Consider the following 19,222-nt stretch of genomic DNA (forward strand, 5'->3'; position numbering starts at 1 on the left):
GGATTACGCGAATAATCGCTAATCCACCCTACATTTGTTGTTAATCGACTCTGATGCGCTTGGTCAGAATAGCCATTACCTCATTAGGTCGCCCGGTGGGTAAGGGCTTACTCCAATCATTGGGTTCGGCGTAGTTGAGCTTATGCAGTAGCTTCATCGTGTTGCGCACAGCGGTGAGGGTGCCAAACAGGATATGACGCACCGTTTCAAATTGGTGCTCTGGCAAGGGAGCTGGTTCAGATTTCGGCATGACTGCGGACTGGTTTTGAAACATGGATTCTGATCTCCAAAACTTAGAGTTGGCAAGGAAACCAGAACCGAATGCCTTAGCAAACCTCACAAGATGTATGCACACCGAGGGTGCTAAGGCATAATAACCAAAGCCCGCAGTCTGCCAGTTCAGCTGTGGGTCAGCTGTCGGTTAGGTGTGCCACCACCTGCCGACAGTGCCAGGTATTCAGTTCTGTAGTAGAGTCGCCATAAAAACGACTTGCGAGAAACTATAAATCTCTTTTAGAGCCGAGTCAAGATATAGATTGTTAAGACCGATGACAAGAGTTGTTGCTTCGCCTAAAAGCAATACACCTCAGTAATTCAGGCATTGTTATGAGAATTCATCAAGTATTCTTGATGAATTAAACCAAGTTTATCGATTCGATTGATTATACAGATCCTGGATAATCCAACCTACACAAGGTTGTTGTCCATGCTGTCTATTTCTTCAACAGATAAACCTACCACGCCAGCAATAGCAGCCGTATCCATCCCCGACTGTCGTAAATTTCTCACCACCTGCCGCAACCGCGCCTCTGCTTCATCTGCTCGCTGCGATTCACTGACCGCCTTTTCTGTGGCCTCATCCGCCCGCTGGGATTCTAATTCCGTATCTGTCAGCAGCCAGTTACCCGAACCATCACACCACCGCAGCCAGCCATGGTTAATGCCTTCAAATGTCCCAGTCCAGACACCCAATCCCAACTCTAACTCCGGTATCCATAGCTGCGGCTGAGTCTTCTGCACCACCTGTTCCTCATACCGTGCTCCTACAAGTCGAAAGAACCTAACTATGCCTGTATAGCGGCTAAACACTACATAATAAGGCACCCGCAAAATCTGCTCATATACTTGCCACTTACGTGGTGGTTTTGACTGACCGTTGGTACTCTGACCATTCGTTGCGTCAGTAGCCTCCCCATAAAACGGGCCTAAATCCTCCGCCTCAGTCCCCGGCGACAAAAACTCAACTACAACCAGCGGGCTAACACCCTCCTGCCACACCACATAGCTATTGCGCAAATCCTTGCCACCATAGAGCCTTGGCACATCCACCGCCAAAAACCAATCAGGTCGCTTATGCCACAGCGGGTTGCGCACATCATAGTAGAGGTTAATGTCCGTACCCGTGAAATAGTTATCAGCCGCATACTGAGTCAAGCGCAGAGTGCGACTCAGCAGCTGGGGTTGTAAATCATGAAACTCGTCAGGCAAGCCAGGTTCCTCGGGAAATTCACTCGGCAGATCATACATCGTCGGCAAACTCTCCGACGGTGGCAACGGTGGCACCGGTTGTCGCAACTCTGGGGACTCTTTAGCCTGAGTCATACAGGTACAGTTGTAGGTGTACATCTCAATAGTACTCTGCTACTCCGTAAACCACATCTAAATCACATACCAAGAGCTATAAAGCCCTTTTACCTATAAAGCCCGAAAGACATAGCTGTCTCTCGGGCTTTGAGCAGATATGTAACTATCGAAATATTAGATCGATAGCTGATGTTTTCTCTTCTCTAGTTAACACGACAGTTCTGAACAATTGCCTGAGTGACTTGCTTCACCTCAAGCGCCCACTCTTCATCATTCTGCACAGCTTTCTCCACACTCTCTAGAGCCTGATAAAACAACTGCCAACCAGCTTTCTCACCCTCATAGGTCTTTTGCAAGTCGCTGGGTTCTCCCTGGATAAAGTCTAGACCTTCTTGCAGCTGGAAAACACCTGTTTGGATAAACTCAGTTGCCTCGTCTGACTTGCCGGTATTAAACAGATTTGCCACCTTAAGAGAGAATCTCAACATCGCTACTGTGATGGGAAGTCGAGATACAAAGCAGCCTGTAAACGGAGCAATATCTGCCTTAATGCTTGCTGTCGCTTCGGGGAGTGCCTCAGCATACTTGGAGAACAACAGAATCCGTAGATAATCTCCTACCTGCTTACCCACCTTAGCCATGGCAATGGCTTCCTGGGCAAAGCCTTCTTTGTCATGGCGCATAATCAAACCAGACGCATGGGCATATCCCAGGTTAGGCTGCTGCCCACGGGCCGAGAGAATGTAAGCTTGATCTTCTGCACGACCAATAAAGCTAGGCGTAAATGTGTGATAACGGCGTAGAGTATCCACCAATATCCCGTTGGTACCACCGGTCACGTGAATCCGCTGAATTGCCTTAGTCTCTCCATCAAAGTCAGTGCCCGCCTCATAGCGAGTCATCATTTCTGCCTCTGTGGATAGCGCCTGGGGCAGTTTGCTAAAGAACACATACTCATCGGGAGCAAGCTTAGTTCCTGGAACTGTCACGTCAGGTGTAAATACACCTTTGTGAATATCCTTTTGGTTAACCAATGCGCCAGCAATCATGCCTAGCTCAATGGGCTGACCGGCGGAGTCTTTGCCTGTTGCACCCCAGAGAGGTGTCTTTAGATGGCCAAAGGCAGTGTCACCAGTTTGCTCTAGCAACTTAGCCTGGGGAAAGACCTGATCCAGATCAATCTTAAATGTGGCTTTAATCTTAGGATCGACTAGCGCATTCCACAAAGCAACAATCGCCTTTAGGAAGCTGTAGTGGCGGCCATAACGACCATCCACGCCAAAGACAGCCAACATTTCTTTGGCATCTTCACTAGAAGAGGATTTCTCTAAGATAGGCAGTAAGACTTTCTCAATTAGCTTATTAGTATCTGTCTCTGTGAAGGCAAAAATATTCAGATGGTCCAACGGCTCACTGGCCGCTAACACCTGCTTTAAATAGCTCTTACCCAATGTTTGCAAGCGCTCATGGGTGACTGACACTGACAACACACAGTTGACTTTGTCGGTGCTGCCTGATTGCTCATTCTCGTATGCAACTGCATGGTTCAGGTGCTTGAGACCATATAGAATCTCATTGTTCTCAGCGGCGACACCAATGGGAATGGGGTGGTCATACCAGTAAAGCTGAGGATCATCCGCCGCATCTGCTAGTTCGGATTGAAAGTCAGCATCAAATGCGGACAAGTCTGCTGAGCCCAGGGGCATTGTTAGCAGAGCATTAGAGGTGAAGAGCACCTGCTTGGCAGGGTTCTCAATTGGATTGGGGTTGAGCTGATCAATTGAAACTGTACGCTTTTCACGCAATGCGGCAACTTGTTCAGCTTCTCTTTCCCAAATGCCAGTACCTTCGGGAAACAGTACAGACCAAACTGTATTAGCGGCAGCAATTGTATCATCAGCTACACCGTCCAGGGTGGTGGCTACATACTCCAACTTGGACTTTAGATCAGCATCTTTCTCGCAAACTTGCTCTAATTCTTGAGCAATCAGCTGAGCACTTTGGATGTAAAACTTAGCGGCTTTACCCCACTCTGGTGACGTGGATAATTTCTCTAGATAAGTTTGAGCGTTAGAAAAGCTGGGGTGGGTCTCACCAGCCAAAACCATAAGAAATGCCGCGTTAAGACTTTGCAATGACGCTGTTGTATCTTGCCCATCAGCGACACTTGTTAGCTCTAAAGGCAAAATCGCTGCAGTCCCAGAACTTGAGGGCTGGGTTAGAAAATTCAGAATAGGATTGAGGGCTGTCATACGTTTAAAAAAACCGTTTATGGGACAACTCAAACGAAGTAAATGGGATACACCCCATACAGTTTTATGCGAATTTGCCCTTGAATATGGTGATGCGGACTTCAAAATAAGTCGAAGTTCTGCTGAAGTTTTTTGCGAATACTCAAAATTGTGATGAAAAATTTTCGGCCCACGCGAAATGGGGTAGGCACAAGGCACTACCCCTACGTGATCCAACATCATTTTTGATACATTAAGGTGCCTGTGGGCATGGCTAGGCCGTTGCAATGGGCGATTTAATCGCAGCGATCGCAAACCCCATACACAGTCACTTCATAACTATCCACGGTCAACCCAGGACGCAGCTGCGCCGTATCCAAACACTGAAACTTTTCCCACGGGATATCTTCGATGGAGCCACACACCTTGCAGCGAAAATGGTGATGCTGGCCCACATTGGCATCGTAACGGCATACACCTTCTTCTAGCAGCACCTCGCGTACCAGGCCGACATCCCGTAATGCCTGTAGCGAACTATATATGGTCGCCTGGGAAGACCGGGGCACATCCTTATTAACATCGCTCAGGATTTGCTCAGCTGTTGGATGATCCTCACGAGAAAGCAGGTTGGCATAGACTGCAAATCGCTGAGGGGTAACCCGCAGATGCTTAGATTTGAGGACTTTTACAATTTCTTCCGTCTGCAGAGACATCGCCGATTAAATCTAAAGAGAATGTGAATGGAGTTTCACACACAAAAGCATTAGAGCATGCAAGATATAGGCATGTATGACGCTGATAGTGCGAGCAAAGTAGTACCATCTTAGCATTCACATTATCTAACAGCTACTTCGAAATTTGAATAATTTCCAATGTTGACATTTTTTAAGATAAGAATTATTCTGATTTAGGAAGTGACCACTCAATGAAATCTGTAAGTCTGTCGTTTGTTCAGTTTGAGCTTTGCTGACAAACAGACAATACGTTTTCAGTTACTGATCCACCTAACAATTAATCTACAGGAAATTATCATGGCTGTTATTGAGAAAGTGCCCAGCGTTGTTTTTAAGACTCGCGTTCGTGATGAGTCCGTTGAAGGCCCTAACCCCTACCGCTGGCAGGATACTACTACCCAAGATATTTTTGCTGGTAAAAAAATCGTTGTCTTCTCTCTTCCTGGTGCGTTCACTCCCACTTGCTCCTCTAACCACTTACCCCGTTATGAAGAGCTAGCTGATGAAATAAAGGCTCTGGGTGTTGATGATATCTACTGTCTCTCCGTTAACGATGCCTTCGTTATGTTCCAGTGGGGCAAGCAACAGGGGGCTAAGAACGTGAAGCTATTACCCGATGGTAACGGCGAATTCAGCCGCAAGATGGGGATGTTGGTAGACAAGTCTAACCTGGGTTTTGGCATGCGCTCTTGGCGCTACTCCATGGTTGTTAACGATATGGCCATCGAGAAGCTATTTGCTGAGCCTGATTTTGGTGACAACTGTCCCACTGACCCCTTTGAGGTCTCTGACGCTGACACTATGCTGGCTTACCTCAAGGGTGCTGCTGCTCCTGGTGTATCTGCCCCTCGTAAAGAGTTTGTTGGCTAAGCCCCATCAAAATTAAATCCTATGGGCACTGAGACTTGTGTGTTCAACTGAGGTTTCAACGGTGAGGCTTCGACGGTGAGCTCAGCCGAACCGCTCACGCCGAAGTCCAGCCCTGCAACACTAGACGGCAAAGAAGGCTAATGGTAATGTCTTCTTTGCCGTCTGTATCTCTAGGTACTCAAGGTGTTCTCATTGCTTGAGATAAACACCCATGGAGTTATCCATATTCACTACCAACAGACTCATCCCCAACGCCCGCTTAGGGCAGGTTAGAAAACAATGAAACTATCTAGTGCAAATATTGAAAATCATCTTGATACCCTCTATGACGCGATTGTTGTCGGTGGTGGTATGGGAGGCCTATCAGCCGCTATTTATCTGGCGCGCTACGGTCTGAAATGTCTTGTTATTGAAAAAGGCAAGGGACGCTCCCTATGGATGCAGGATACTCGTAACTACCTTGGCTTAGACCCTAACACTCCGGGACGAGATATCCTCACCCATGGTGCAAAGCAGGCTATGGATTGGGGCGCTGATCACCTGCGAGCATTTGTGGAAGAGGTGACTGACGAAGGGGATACCTTTGCAGTCAAGGTGAAAATCGGCAAGAAAAACGTCAAGTACTATACGCTTCGCAGTAAGTATTTGATTGCCGCCTCTGGCGTCATTGACGTCTTACCTGAGTTAGACGATATGCAAAATGTCTACGATTATGCGGGCTACACGCTGCACGTTTGCATGATCTGTGACGGCTTTGATATGTGGGACCAGAAAGCGGTAGTCATGGTCAGCCGCGAATCTCAAATTAATGTGGCCTTTGTGCTGAACTGGTTCACACCTTATATTTCTGTGCTCACTAATGGTTTCACCGTGGGTCCTGAAATGAAGCAAAAGTTAGCAGACCATGGCTATCCTCTCTATGAAGCACCCATTGCTCGTGTTTTGGGCGAGAACCACAAGATGAGCGGTGTGGAACTCAAGGACGGCACCATTGTGGAAGCGACCACAGGGCTGATTAATATGGGGTCGATTTATCATAATCATTACCTCAAAGGAATTGAGGGTCTGACCTGGGATGGTGAAAACTTGGTGACTAATGGGATGGCTCAAACGACCCACGATCGTATTTTTGCCGTGGGCGATTTGAAGCAGGGTCTGAACCAGGTATCGGTGGCTGTCGCCGACGGTACATTGGCGGCAACCCAGATCTGGCGATATATTCGCCGCGCCAGTGCACCACGGAAGTGGGAAGAAAATCTGATGTCAGTATCGGTTTAGATATCTGTCTAAAAGACCATTAAATACGTCCCCATGGGAGAGACGGGGCCATCAAGTGTTAAGCTTCTGAATCGGTCTATCCTGACTATTGGGCCCGTTTACTTATTCGCTTATGCCGTGGATCCGTATTGCTAGTGGTGGAGTTGCGATCGCAATTGCCCTACTGATGATCATCTTAGGGGGGTGGTATTTCACAATCGCGTTCGGCATTATCGTCTACCTAGGCCAGCTAGAGGTCTTTGCCCTGACCAAAGCCAAAGGTATTAACGCGGCTGTTAAAACCACCCTGATTGTCAGTCAGGTGCTGTTGATGTCAGCCCACATCGCCCCACCCCTAACGGATGCGATTTTATCTTTGGCAGGCACGTGCATCTGTTTTTACGTGTTATTCCAGCCCAAGTTTGCCACCATTGCTGACGTGGCAGCGTCTATTTTAGGCTTGTTTTACGGCGGCTATTTACCCAGCTACTGGATTCGCCTACGGGACTGGGGCAGTGATTTAACGAATTTGCCCCTGGGTGGCTATTGGCCCACCAATTGGCATTTAGAGAGCTTACCCATTGGTTTGGTGCATACCTTTTTAGCCTTTGCCTGCATTTGGGCGGCTGATATTGGTGCCTATGTAGCTGGCCGCACCTTTGGTCGCACTCCCCTGACCAACATTAGTCCTAAGAAGACGGTTGAGGGAGCCTTTTGCGGCATTATCGGTAGCCTATTCGTGGGTTGCACTGGAGCCTGGCTGATGCAGTGGCCCCTGTGGTGGATTACCGGCCCTGCCTTTGGCACCATGATCGGTGTGTCTAGCCTTTTGGGCGATTTGACCGAATCTTTGATGAAGCGCGATGCTGGTGTTAAGGACTCAGGTACCTTAATTCCAGGCCACGGAGGCATTCTAGACCGCACGGATAGTTATGTCTTTACCGCACCGCTAGTGTTTTATTTCATCACCATGTTGTTGCCTAGTTTGCCTGGTGTGTGGCCAGGTAGCTAGGGCTGCACCATAATTCGGCACTGGCACATCAGCTGATCATCTTGCACCTGAAGTGACTGCAAATCAGTCTGTTCGCCTAGATTCCAACAGAAATCTGTGAGGGCATCGCTGCGCACATGCTCTCCAGAAGGCAAGCGCCACTGGGCGGTGGTTAAGCGGAGGATATGGCCATGATCAACGTCTAGAGATCCCCTCAGGCCAATTTCTGATTGCTCGTTACGCACAAGATGCAACATCAAATCTGTGTCCAGGGTTTGCAATTTTGATTGGTACTCAGAGAGCTGTGGATCTTTGAGGGCGGCAATGTTGGCACCATAGTGAGTTGCTATTTCTGTGGCCACATCCTCTTTAGCCACAAGGGTTTGCCAGAAGTCAAGAAGACCATCCGCCAGAATCGATTCTGTGGCAGATGCTGCGAGCGCATCCATATCGAAGGCAACCTGCCCCTCAATGGGAAATTCCTGTTGCAGGCGTAAAGGCTTACCTCGTAGAACCTGACCAATATTGATCTTGATGTCACTGGCTTGCACATTGACATGAGTAATCCGCACGCCCTGATATATCGCCTGCTGTGCCGATAGGGTAATGCCAGGAATATAACCCGATAATACTTGCCGATCGGTGGCTTGAATTTCAAAGGCCAACTCCCCAATTTCATCGAGCTGCGTTTGCAGCCAAAATTTCACAGCCACAGGCAACACACGACTAATGAGACGGCTGCCTTTTGGTGCTGATGGGGCTTGGGTCATAGGACAGTGCTGAATAGTTCCGAACCAATCATTGCATATCTGCTAATGACATATCTGCTTATGGCATATTTGCCGATTGCTGGGTTGCGATCGCACACCCTACGTTCATTTCAAGCAGCATAGGCGAGAACTGATCCCCAAATGTCATGAAAATGTGACATTATTTGCGGGCTAAGTGGCTGCATGGGATCAATAAATCATGAATTCATGACATTTTGTTTCCTGAAAATACTGAATTCTCGATGTGGCCTTGATTTCGTGGGGATCATTTTGGTTGATCCCCACGGGCTTTCCTGGCATGATGAATTCCAAGAGCGATCCCCGGTGGGAGATTTAGCTGTTTGTTCTGCAGTGCTGGAAGTCAAAGGTATGGCCATGGGTAACGGTACAAGGGTTCCATTAGAAGAAATGACGTTGCGACAGCTGCGTCTGGTAGCAAGCGAGTACGAGGTATCTCGCTACAGCCGTATGCGTAAAGTTGACTTAGTTGAAGCAATTCGTTCAGCACAGGCGGCTCGTGGTGAGAGTGCACCTGCTCCCAAAGCGGCAACGGTTGCAACAACTATTGAAGCGCCTGCTCCAGGTATGACCATGGAAGAGCTAGCCGCTGTGGATGATGGGTTTGGTGATTTGCCTGGTGGCTACGGTGAAAGTCGCATTGTATTAATGCCTCGTGACCCTCAATGGGCCTATGCTTACTGGGATATTCCTGGTGTCCACAAAGAAGAAATGCGTCGTCAGGGCGGTGTGCGTCTAGCAATTCGTTTCTACGATGTGACTGACATTGATATCAACTCTGTTGCTCCCCACAGTCTTCAGCAGTATGAATGTGATGAGATGGCACGGGAATGGTTTTTGCCTATACCCGTTAGCGATCGCGACTATATTGCTGAAATCGGCTATGTGGCTGCCGACGGTCGTTGGTTGTTGATGGCGCGCTCTGCACCCATCCACGTTCCTCCCGTTTATCCCTCTGACTGGGTCGAAGACCACTTCGTTTCTGTTAACTGGGATGAAGATCTACGCGGCAAGACCGTGATGACCCTGGTGCCCCCCAGCAAGAAAGCTGCTGGTGTGATGGATGCTGAAGGTAACCCCATTTACGATGAGATCTTTGCCAAGGCTCAGTCCATGGAAGCTCAGCGTATTGCGGGTTCACTGTTTGGCTCCATGCATCAGGTCCCTGAGCAAGCCGTTAGCTCCTTTGTCTTCCCCTCTGGTGTGGGGATGTGGGCCTTGCCAACGGCCTCTGGTATTAACATGTCGGGCGTTGGCTTCTCTGCTTCTGCTCCGCCGGTCCGTCCTCGCAAGTTCTGGTTGATTGCGGATGCTGAGCTAATTGTTTACGGTGCCACTGAGCCGGATGCAACTGTTACTATCGGTAGCCGCAAGATTGACCTGAAGCCCGACGGTACATTCCGCTTCCAGATGTCTTTCCAGGATGGTCTAATTGACTATCCCATCAAGGCTGTAGCGGCTGATGGTGAGCAAACTCGCTCTATCCATATGAAGTTCACCCGCGAGACTCCCGAGCGTAACACCAACACTAAGGCAGAAGCGGTTGAAGAATGGTTTGCGTTTTAGTCTAGTTAACGCAAATCGCTTGAGACACGGAAGACTGCTTCCTTAAATCAAATTAGATAGGCAAATTAGATAGGAGGTGTGCGATCGCACACCTCCTTTTTTATTGGGCAAAGTTAGGCGCTAAGTTGCGTTATGGTGCCATAAGGAGGTCTGCCATGGCCGTTGTTTTTGTTCATAGATGAATGACTCCCCAAGATATTACCCACCTGCTTCAGACACGCTTTGGTAATAGCGCCAGCAAAATGGATACGCCTGACGCTTGGCAGGTAGAAACCCCTGAAATGCGACTGCTAGTCCTTTTTACCAATAGCCAAACCTGGCTACGGCTCCTTGTCCCCATTGTCCCCATTGCCGAAGCTCAGCCTTTTTTAGGGGAGATTCTAGAGGCCAACTTTGAACAGACTCACATGGCTCACTACGCTAGCTATGACAACAATCTATGGGGAATATTTCGCCACAAGCTAGCCACCTTAGAAACGGAAACATTCATGTCGGCAATCGATCAATTGCTCGCCATGAAAGAAGCCGGCGTCAGTCCTTTCTTCAATACCTTGATCGAAACTCGGGTACGCCAAATCATTCACGCGGCTAAATTACAGGGACAGTCCTTAGAAAATACCATGCAACTTATCAACCGTTTCTATGCAGAGGGCATCATGGGTGATATGAAAGACAGTGACTATGGTGATCGGGCGTTAGCTGCATGGCAACGTCAGCTAGAGCGGTTATGGTCAGAGGTTAATCCATCAGAATCTGCCAAAAATGAGTGAGCCAATAGCCATGACGGTAATCGAGCAGATTAAAGCAGATTATGCCCGTTTTCCTGAGGCGCAAAGCTATCAAATCTATGCTAAGGATGTCTATTTCAAAGACCCCATGAATGAGTTTCATGGCATAGAACGCTATCAGCGCATGATCGGGTTTATTGCACAGTGGTTCCATAATATTGAGTTGGAGTTGCACAAGGTAGAACAGCCTCAGGCGAATACAGTTATCACTCGATGGACGCTGCACTTTACAGCGCCTACGCCCTGGCAACCCAGAATCTCTATTCCGGGTTGGAGTGAGCTACAAATTAATACAGAGGGGCTCATCTGTGCCCACATTGACTATTGGAATTGTTCACGGTGGGACGTATTCAAACAGCTATTCGCCCCATGAAATCTCCTATCTCAGTACCTTGCCATGACCAGTCTCAACCCAACGGAACGATTTTCAGATCGAGTGGCAGACTACATTAAGTATCGCCCCGACTATCCAGAAGCTCTTTTTGCACAATTAAAAGAACAGTTTAGTCTCTCAGCATCTCATGTTGTGGCAGACATCGGCTCAGGTACAGGTTTGCTAACAAAACACTTTTTAGACAATGGCCATCGGGTGTATGGAGTAGAACCCAATACCAATATGCGTCTTGCTGCAGAAAGTATTTTGAAAGCATATCCTAGGTTTACCAGCATTAATGGCCAAGCCGAAGCCACCACTCTTCCCGATGCTTCTGTCGATTGGGTGGTGGCTGGTCAGGCTTTTCATTGGTTTGATCTAGAAAAAACACCCGGAGAATTTGAACGCATTCTGAAACCAGGCGGTCATGTCGCTGTGATTTGGAATGTTCGTCTAGAGAGTGATCCGTTTCAGCAAGCCTATGAAGAGTTTTTGCTAACCCACTGTATTGAGTACAAACAAGTTAACCACCGTCGTCTAACATCTGCAACGTTAGCGGATATTTTAGCCCCACGTTCTATGGAAATGGCCGCCTTTGAAAATTCTCAAATATTTGACTATGAAGGATTGAAAGGTCGCCTGTTATCGTGCTCCTATGCCCCCAAAGCAGATGCGTCTAACTATGACATGATGCTGACTGAGCTGAGAAACCTCTTCAATCGCTATAGCCAACAACGAGAAATTGTGTTTCGCTACCGAACTAAACTCTACTACTTTGGCACGTAGCCTTGCGAATAAAGCGGCATCAATATTCACTCAATGGCCCTGATCTCTTCGCAGAAGAGATCAGGGCCATCAGATGCTTCAATTTTGCAACCGTCTTAAGCGGCAAACTTGATCTTTAAATAATCATCTTCCATCTTGGCACCAGCAGGTTGTAATGCGGCTAAAGCCTGGGGTAGAACCAAATTACGGCGGTGGTTACCAATACGAATATTCAATTCATCAGCACTTTTACTGAGTTCAATTTGGCTCTTAGGAATACCTGGTAGATATACTTCCAGACTATAATTATCCTGCTCTTGAACGACCCGTAATGTAGTCTCCTTATAATATACCTGGGTAGGATCTTCATCGCCGTAAATTGTCTCTTTGAGACGCTCTAGAGCTTCAATGCCACACATCTCTTCAGAGAATAGGGGGACTTCCTTCACAGGCAAGGGACGGAAGTCATCATGAATCTCTTGTCGATAAATTTGCTGATTCTCTTTCCAACGCTGAAAGAACGGATCAGTAACCGTCTCTGGAATGATTCGATTGGCCACCACCATGTCGGTGCCCACATTGTAGAGACTGAGATATGCATGGGCACGAAGAGATTCTTTGATAACCATCTTTTCAGGGTTGGTTACCAGCCGTACGGATGTGGTAGTAGTATCGGTGAGCACCTTCTCCAGCTCGACTAGCTGCTCGTAGAATTCATAAGGTGCATCCATCACCTCAGTGGTCGGCAAAGAGAACCCGGCAACGGGGCGGAAGAGAGGCTCCACAATGGGCCTTAGGGCTGCAGATACGGCCTGAAAAGGCTTATATAGCTTACGCATATACCAGCCTGCAACCTCTGGCAAACTCAATAAGCGCAGTGCGGTACCGGTGGGAGCTGAGTCAATAATCAGCACATCGTACTCACCTTCATCATGGTGACGTTTCATGCGCACCAGACTAAAGATTTCATCCATTCCTGGCAGAATCGCAAGCTCTTCAGCTTCTACCCCTTCTAGACCACGGGCCTGCAGCACCTGAGTGATATAGCGCTTGACCGCACCCCAATTACCTTCGAGTTCACGCAGGGCATCCAGCTCTGCACCCCAAAGATTGGGCTTGACTTCACGCGGTGTATGCTCCAACTCCATATCAAAGCTATCGGCTAAAGAGTGTGCTGGATCAGTACTGAGCACTAAAGTCTTGTAGCCAAGTTCTGCACAGCGTAACCCCGTCGCCGCTGCCACCGACGTTTTACCCACGCCGCCTTTTCCAGTCATCAGGAGTACGCGCATATATACCTTAGAAACGTTTACATTGTTTTACTTTAGCGACTTTTCGCCGCTTCCGGCAGAAGTCTTTAGACTGCATTATGAAATCCTATGGGTTATGCAGCCCAAGGGCCAATTTTAAAGATAGCTAAGCAACTCGTACCCTCCATCGGTAACAGCAAAACATCTGTGCTTAGCTGCTGCATCACTAGCACGACGTTTAAGAAAAAACATGGCAGAGCTTTGCAACCGATAGCTTTGCACTGCTGAGGGAACTCTGAAGAGGATAACGGCCCATTGTCTGCGATGGCGGCCTCCAGCGTCTGCCATAACTGCCATTTCTCGGGCCTCAATCGCCAGCTATGGAACGCATCAATCCGTTAAGTCGGCTTCTACCTATAGAGGATTTGTCATGCTTAAAAACTTACTTTTTCTAAGCTCTGCTTTGGTGATCGCGATCGCGACTCCAGCTGTTCGAGCAGCTGACTGTGTCTACCGATGTGGCTCTAATGAAATCCAATTTGCCCCTGGCCAGTCAGTAACACTGCAAGTCGTCAACCGTACCGGGGGGCGCGTGAGCCTCGAACGTGTTTTGGATTTTGAACCCTACGGCATGTGGCCTGATCAGACCATCACTATTGATGCCCAGATTGGCATAGGCGATTTATCAGTTGTATTTTGGGAAGCGGCTCAGCGCCCGATTGAAGTCAGGCTGCATCGCCCAGAAGCAGATACCCTACAAATTGAATTGCTACCCAGTGGTGCAGTTAATGACAGTGCTGTACACATTGTTAACGACGGACGCGTGATGATTTATTAAACGATATAGTACATTTGTTGCCGTTGCTGATTTATACACGTAAAAATTAGCAGCCATCATTTGTCTTTATCGTTGGTTGAGTTGTCATGGCAATCATTTCTTCCAAGCAGCCGGAATCAAATAAGCCAGACGATCAGCCACAGAAAGCTCAGTCAAAACCATCACCACCGGCTGCTCCAGCCAAAAAAAACCAGCTCTTAGAAACCTCAGCTCGCCCCGATGAGGTGAGTCGTAATGAAGACGGTATCCGACCTCACAGTTTGGATGATTACATTGGCCAAAAAGCGCTGAAAGAAGTCCTACAAATTGCGATTCAGGCCGCGCAATCCCGTAAGGAGCCCTTGGACCATCTGTTGCTTTATGGACCGCCGGGTCTGGGCAAAACCACCATGGCCCTGATTCTGGCCCAGGAAATGAAGGTGGATTGCAAAATTACAACGGCTCCAGCCCTAGAGCGCCCTCGCGATATTGCGGGTCTACTGGTCAATGCAAAAGCCGGAGACATCTTATTTATTGATGAAATCCATCGGCTGTCGCGGGTGACCGAAGAAATTTTGTACCCAGCCATGGAAGATGCTCGCTTGGATATCACCCTTGGTAAGGGGCAAAGTGCCAGAACCCGCAGTATTCCGCTCCAGCCCTTTACCCTCGTAGGTGCGACTACAAAAGTAGGTGCCCTAACATCACCCTTGAGGGACCGGTTTGGTTTGATCCAGCGGCTACGGTTCTATGAGTTAGATGAACTGACCAGCATCATTTTGCGTACAGCCACCGTGCTCAAAACCGATATTGAAGAATCGGGAGCCATGGAAATTGCCCGGCGAGCTCGGGGCACACCGCGTATTGCTAACCGGTTACTGAAGCGGGTGCGGGACTATGTGCAAGTCAAAGCGTCAGGGCCAATTACGGAACAGATTGCTGGGGAAGCGTTAGAGCTGTTTAATGTGGATCCCTGCGGTCTCGATTGGACCGATCGACGGTTGCTATCGGTGATGATTGAGAACTTTAACGGTGGTCCAGTGGGGCTGGATACCATGGCTGCGGCCACTGGCGAAGATGCCCAGACCATTGAAGAAGTCTACGAACCCTATTTGTTGCAAATTGGCTATTTGCAACGCACACCGCGAGGCCGAATTGCCACACCCGCCGCTTGGAAACATTTAGGGTATGAAATGCCTGATCGCCCAACTCTAGTAAGACTTTTAAACATCAATGACGATAATGATCAGCTCTCGTTGATGTAATACTACAAGGCTCAAAAAAGCAAAGTGTTTCTTATAAAATCATCGAAAACTTTCACGGTTAGCAGAAACTTTTGAGGCCATTGTTGGAGCAATTTATCAAGATGGCGGCTACGGTATCATCAAAAAATTAGTAGCTAAATGGTTCAGGTCACAAATTGAAGCACTGCAGTCTGACAATACGTAATCAGCTCCTGATAACGCTTTGCCTGACGATTACCTGATAAGATCGGCAGGTTATAAATTTTAACGCGACCTTGGGTGTAGAACTTCGTAGCTACGTATATATTGACAACTTGCAACCTCAGCACGCTGCCTATATGGGCAGCGTTTCCATTGGCTTTTTGCCACTGCCGGGCGACGCTTCTTTATGGGTTGAAATTTCCCCCGGCATTGAGATTAATCGTATTACTGACGTTGCCTTAAAGTCGGCTGTAGTTACCCCTGGTGTACAGATTGTTGAACGTTTATATGGTTTATTAGAAATTCACTCCGGTAGCCAAGGTGAAGTGAAAGCAGCTGGGCAAGCGATTTTAGATGTGCTTGGCGTGAAAATGCGCGATCGCTTAAAACCACGCATGGTGTCTAGCCAGGTGATCCGTAACTTGGACCCGCACCATGTGCAGCTGATCAACCGCACCCGACGCGGCAATATGATCCTAGCTGGGCAAACCCTATACGTCATGGAAGTGGAACCTGCAGCTTACGCCTCCTTAGCTGCCAATGAAGCCGAAAAAGCCGCCCAGATCAACATTCTGCAAATTTCCTCCATCGGTAGCTTTGGCCGCCTATACCTGGGGGGTGCAGAACGGGATATTTTGGCCGCTGCACGGGCAGTTGAATCAACTTTGGAAAATGTACCGGGTCGCGATCGCAACACCCTAAAACTCGAATAACCGATACCCCATAACTCCAATCACAAAAAAGAAATCACAAAAAAGAAAATCAACGACCATCCCTAGCGCGTTATCCAAAGGATGGTCAGTTGATTAGCACTTTGCGTCCTGCCGCCAGAAAACCCGATATCACTTGATCAACGTCACTTGCTCAATGTTAGTGAAAGGGTCAGCTGCCAATGGCAACGAAAACCTGAACCGGGGATGTTATTGGGTAGATGCTAGGGACAGATATGGCCCATAGATACGGAGGACGCAAATTGGCAGTTGACCGCCAGTGCATTTGCTATGTGGATATACGGTAAAGGTAAACAAGGTTATGCAGTTCATAACCAAAGTTATGAATTAAAGCGGACTCATCACTCATCGCCCCAAAATTGTCAGATCTAAACCAAACATCCCTTAGTGCAGTTCCAATTCTTGGGCCATCAGCACGGGTACATTCCTATCAAAAATAAACTCGCTATAGTCTGCTAAGTCATCGATCCCCAGCATTGACAACACAATTTCTGCTGCTAACCACACAAAAAATTTACCGAAGACAAATCTCCATCGAATATCCATGCAAGGCTTCCTCGACTGACCTGTGCATCGTAGAAAAGCTGCCAATCAGGAGCGCCATAACTGTCGTTATGAATTTAGTGTGATTACCAAAAAACAAACAGGCCCTAGCGTGATCCCCTTATGATAGAGACGCCTATGTGGTTGATGGTATTAACGTGCGTTCTAAAAGCCTGACAAAACGATGGTTTAAGCTGCTCATACTGGCCATAGCGGCACAGGTGCTATGTCTGGTGTTGTGGGGGGTGACCTGGCCAAAACCACCCGCCACAGAACTTTCGTTTGTAGTTCCCCAAGATGAGGTGCAACCTTGGGAAACTGTCATCACCGGCTTTGAAAAGAAATACCCCAATATTCGCATTCACCTGGTTACCGATTTAGAGATTGGCTACACCACGGACCAGCGCAAAGCCATCTACACCGCTGATTTTCAAGCCAGTGTCGCCCAATACGACCTGGTGTATATGGATATCGTCTGGCCACTACAGTTTGCAGAGCATTTACGGGATTTAACCCCCTATGTCCAGAAAGACCACCTAGATTTGTCAGATTTTTTAGCCAGTGACGTGGCAGCGGGGCAGCTAGATAACAGCCTGTATCGCTTACCCATGCGGGCAGATGTTGGGGTTTTGTACTATCGCCAAGATCTGCTTAAACAGGCAGGCATGACATTGCCCCAAACTCTGGATGAATTATCCCAGGCTGTGGACACGCTTAAATCCTCTATCAATACGGGTTACCTGTGGCAGGGCAGTCGTTATGAAGGCTTAATCGCGAATTTTGCAGAGGTCATGGATGGTCTGGGGGCTCAATGGATTGAACCAGAAACGGACAATGTCGGCTTAGATACGCCCCAAGCGATCGCATCGGCCAACCTATTAAAACAGCTGATTCAACAGAGGATCTCACCTGATGAGGTGATTACTTACACCGAAAAGGATGGGCTCCAACGGTTTTTGGAGGGACAAACCGTATTTTTGAGGGGCTGGCCCTATTTTTGGGAAGAGATACAGCAGTCAGACCTGGCTGGGAAGGTTGCGATCGCACTCCCCTTTGCTTTCAATAACACCCCTGGCATAGGTTGTCGTGGCGGCTGGGGGTTTGGCATTGCCCAAAATGCCGCCCATCCTACAGAAGCGTGGACAGCCATCAAGTACTTCACCAGTGCAGCCGCCCAAAAACAATTTGTTCTCGCCTCCGGCTTTTTGCCCAGTCGCGCCAGCCTATTCCAAGACCCAGAAATTGTGGCGAAATACCCACAAATGCCCCAGCTACTGGACTACCTGGAAAATTCATCCACATTTCGTCCCTTTATCAAAGAATACGGAGCCGCCTCAGAAATTTTGCAAACAGCCCTGGGCGATGTTTTAAGCGGACAACAGTCCGCCGAAACCGCTATGAAGTGGGCCCAAGCTGAGACGGAGAAATTGCTACGCCCAGTATCTCAGGGCGATTAGAGGTTTGCTCAGTCATGCGCTGACGTGCAGACCACCACTGCCAACCCACAAACAGTTGCAATAGCAACAGTCCTATATTGACGGCCATTAGCCAACGAATTTTGGTTTTCTCACTGTTGCCGTTAGTTTGCTGAACTAGAGACGGATTATTCAGCCGCGCCAGGATGACCTCGGCGTTGAGGGGACGCTGCCCTGGGAAGGGGGCCATCATGTCATCCAGCAGTTGGACAAACCAGGCATCTAGCTGAGCTGCCTGATCCAGCCAGGTAAGTCGCCCAGTGGTGTCATCTTCGGGTAAATCAATGGGATGTTTGCCAGTTAGCAGATATACAAAGGAGCGACCCAGGGCGTAAAAGTCAGACTGAGGCACGGCACGGCCATTGATCTGTTCCAGGGGGGTATATCCCGGTGATACCACACTGGTGATATCTCGCTGACCGGCCACTTTGGCAAAGTAGGTGCTGGTCATGGGGCGGACTGTGCCAAAGTCCACCAGGGCCAGCTGACCCGTGGGACGCAGCATAATGTTGGCTAGTTTAATATCCCGGTGAAAAAGTTCTTCCTTATGGAGCTGAGCCAGCAGATCCACCAGCTGTCTGATCCAATCTATGGCCTGAGCTTGATCGATGGGGCCATGCTGCTGTAACCATTTATCCAGGTTCACCCCCTGGATATTCTCCATCACCAAACAATACAGCTGTCGCCCTTCAATCTCTAACGAGAAATAGCCATCGGGGTCTACCTGAGGAATACCCGGATGCTTCAGGGTTTGCAACGTAGCAGCTTCGCGCTCAAACAGGGGCTGCAAAATTTTCTTTTTGAGCACCTTAAGCACTTTTGTCTGGCCCTGGTCATCAATTTCAAACACCTCAGACGGTTCCCATTCATCTAACTCCCGCAGCGGTCGCAGCAGGCGATAACGACCTTCTATCAATAAAGGCGTTTGACACGACTTACAGTGGGACAGCCCGTCGGGGTTATCGCGATGGCCACACCGAGGGTTAATGCAATAGCTCATGGGTGATTCAGGAC

At 48.5% G+C, this 19,222-nt stretch carries 20 protein-coding genes; 11 read left to right on the forward strand and 9 right to left on the reverse strand.

Translation table 11 applies throughout. The features are described from left to right. Positions 1-40: 40 nt before the first annotated feature. The 4 genes from U2F10_RS27450 to U2F10_RS27465 form a co-directional block, all read right to left on the reverse strand. Positions 41-274 (reverse strand): hypothetical protein, encoded by a 234-nt coding sequence (locus tag U2F10_RS27450; protein ID WP_499873850.1) that lies wholly within the window; start codon positions 272-274, stop codon positions 41-43. A gap of 413 nt (positions 275-687) precedes the next feature. Then, on the reverse strand, positions 688-1,602 hold the full coding sequence (locus U2F10_RS27455; RefSeq protein ID WP_499873851.1) for a Uma2 family endonuclease: 915 nt from the start codon (positions 1,600-1,602) through the stop codon (positions 688-690). A 185-nt stretch (positions 1,603-1,787) separates the two neighbouring features. Further along, complete coding sequence (locus U2F10_RS27460) at positions 1,788-3,836, reverse strand: hypothetical protein (protein ID WP_499873852.1); 2,049 nt, start codon at positions 3,834-3,836, stop codon at positions 1,788-1,790. A 275-nt stretch (positions 3,837-4,111) separates the two neighbouring features. Next, positions 4,112-4,528 carry a Fur family transcriptional regulator gene (locus U2F10_RS27465; RefSeq protein WP_163663794.1) on the reverse strand — a complete coding sequence of 139 codons (417 nt, stop codon included), beginning with the start codon at positions 4,526-4,528 and terminating at the stop codon, positions 4,112-4,114. Between the two features lie 318 nt (positions 4,529-4,846). Here U2F10_RS27465 and U2F10_RS27470 point away from each other — a divergent pair, with 318 nt between their 5' ends. The 3 genes from U2F10_RS27470 to U2F10_RS27480 all read left to right on the forward strand — a co-directional run bounded on the left by U2F10_RS27470 (position 4,847) and on the right by U2F10_RS27480 (position 7,688). Then, positions 4,847-5,419: a peroxiredoxin gene (locus tag U2F10_RS27470; RefSeq protein ID WP_499873854.1), complete on the forward strand. Its 573-nt coding sequence runs from the start codon at positions 4,847-4,849 to the stop codon at positions 5,417-5,419. A 279-nt stretch (positions 5,420-5,698) separates the two neighbouring features. After that, positions 5,699-6,697, forward strand: coding sequence for an NAD(P)/FAD-dependent oxidoreductase (locus U2F10_RS27475; RefSeq protein WP_163663790.1), 999 nt, complete (start codon positions 5,699-5,701; stop codon positions 6,695-6,697). 112 nt (positions 6,698-6,809) lie between these two features. Then, entirely contained in the window at positions 6,810-7,688 is an 879-nt protein-coding gene (locus U2F10_RS27480) for a phosphatidate cytidylyltransferase (RefSeq protein WP_499873855.1), read from the forward strand. Here U2F10_RS27480 and U2F10_RS27485 read toward each other — a convergent pair. Then, a complete protein-coding gene (locus U2F10_RS27485; protein WP_163663786.1) occupies positions 7,685-8,437 on the reverse strand; it encodes an LmeA family phospholipid-binding protein in 753 nt (250 codons plus the stop codon). The genes U2F10_RS27480 and U2F10_RS27485 overlap by 4 nt on opposite strands. A gap of 375 nt (positions 8,438-8,812) precedes the next feature. Between U2F10_RS27485 and U2F10_RS27490 the strand changes: the two genes are divergently transcribed. The 4 genes from U2F10_RS27490 to U2F10_RS27505 all read left to right on the forward strand — a co-directional run bounded on the left by U2F10_RS27490 (position 8,813) and on the right by U2F10_RS27505 (position 11,968). Continuing rightward, the gene (locus tag U2F10_RS27490; RefSeq protein ID WP_163671631.1) at positions 8,813-10,021 is read left to right on the forward strand and encodes a DUF4912 domain-containing protein; all 1,209 of its coding nucleotides are present in this window, start codon (positions 8,813-8,815) and stop codon (positions 10,019-10,021) included. Positions 10,022-10,203: 182 nt separating this feature from the next. Then, positions 10,204-10,791, forward strand: coding sequence for a hypothetical protein (locus U2F10_RS27495; protein ID WP_163663784.1), 588 nt, complete (start codon positions 10,204-10,206; stop codon positions 10,789-10,791). Between the two features lie 10 nt (positions 10,792-10,801). Further along, entirely contained in the window at positions 10,802-11,182 is a 381-nt protein-coding gene (locus U2F10_RS27500; protein ID WP_163671630.1) for a C6orf136 family protein, read from the forward strand. 24 nt (positions 11,183-11,206) lie between these two features. Then, positions 11,207-11,968, forward strand: coding sequence for a class I SAM-dependent methyltransferase (locus U2F10_RS27505; protein WP_163663782.1), 762 nt, complete (start codon positions 11,207-11,209; stop codon positions 11,966-11,968). Between the two features lie 95 nt (positions 11,969-12,063). Here the strand turns inward: U2F10_RS27505 and U2F10_RS27510 are convergent, their stop codons facing one another. Further along, a complete protein-coding gene (locus U2F10_RS27510) occupies positions 12,064-13,239 on the reverse strand; it encodes a TRC40/GET3/ArsA family transport-energizing ATPase (protein WP_163663781.1) in 1,176 nt (391 codons plus the stop codon). A 114-nt stretch (positions 13,240-13,353) separates the two neighbouring features. Continuing rightward, positions 13,354-13,554: a hypothetical protein gene (locus U2F10_RS27515; protein WP_499873857.1), complete on the reverse strand. Its 201-nt coding sequence runs from the start codon at positions 13,552-13,554 to the stop codon at positions 13,354-13,356. Between the two features lie 73 nt (positions 13,555-13,627). On the opposite strand from U2F10_RS27515, the gene U2F10_RS27520 reads away from it, so the two are divergent. The 3 genes from U2F10_RS27520 (at position 13,628) to ccmP (ending at position 16,172) form a co-directional block, all read left to right on the forward strand. Beyond that, entirely contained in the window at positions 13,628-14,035 is a 408-nt protein-coding gene (locus U2F10_RS27520; RefSeq protein WP_499873859.1) for a hypothetical protein, read from the forward strand. Between the two features lie 86 nt (positions 14,036-14,121). Continuing rightward, positions 14,122-15,279: a Holliday junction branch migration DNA helicase RuvB gene (ruvB, locus tag U2F10_RS27525; RefSeq protein ID WP_499873860.1), complete on the forward strand. Its 1,158-nt coding sequence runs from the start codon at positions 14,122-14,124 to the stop codon at positions 15,277-15,279. 254 nt (positions 15,280-15,533) lie between these two features. Further along, positions 15,534-16,172, forward strand: coding sequence for a beta-carboxysome protein CcmP (gene ccmP / locus U2F10_RS27530; protein ID WP_490793006.1), 639 nt, complete (start codon positions 15,534-15,536; stop codon positions 16,170-16,172). A 402-nt stretch (positions 16,173-16,574) separates the two neighbouring features. Here the strand turns inward: ccmP and U2F10_RS27535 are convergent, their stop codons facing one another. Further along, positions 16,575-16,736, reverse strand: coding sequence for a hypothetical protein (locus U2F10_RS27535; protein WP_499062211.1), 162 nt, complete (start codon positions 16,734-16,736; stop codon positions 16,575-16,577). Between the two features lie 137 nt (positions 16,737-16,873). Here U2F10_RS27535 and U2F10_RS27540 point away from each other — a divergent pair, with 137 nt between their 5' ends. Then, entirely contained in the window at positions 16,874-18,190 is a 1,317-nt protein-coding gene (locus tag U2F10_RS27540) for an ABC transporter substrate-binding protein (RefSeq protein ID WP_499873862.1), read from the forward strand. On the opposite strand, the gene U2F10_RS27545 is transcribed toward U2F10_RS27540, so the two are convergent. Then, positions 18,129-19,208, reverse strand: coding sequence for a serine/threonine protein kinase (locus U2F10_RS27545; RefSeq protein ID WP_499873863.1), 1,080 nt, complete (start codon positions 19,206-19,208; stop codon positions 18,129-18,131). The genes U2F10_RS27540 and U2F10_RS27545 overlap by 62 nt on opposite strands. Between the last annotated feature and the right edge of the window lie 14 nt (positions 19,209-19,222).

Origin of the sequence: Leptothoe sp. EHU-05/26/07-4 (assembly GCF_043421015.1) — a bacterium.
Classification (GTDB): Bacteria; Cyanobacteriota; Cyanobacteriia; order Phormidesmidales; family Phormidesmidaceae; genus Leptothoe; species Leptothoe turfae.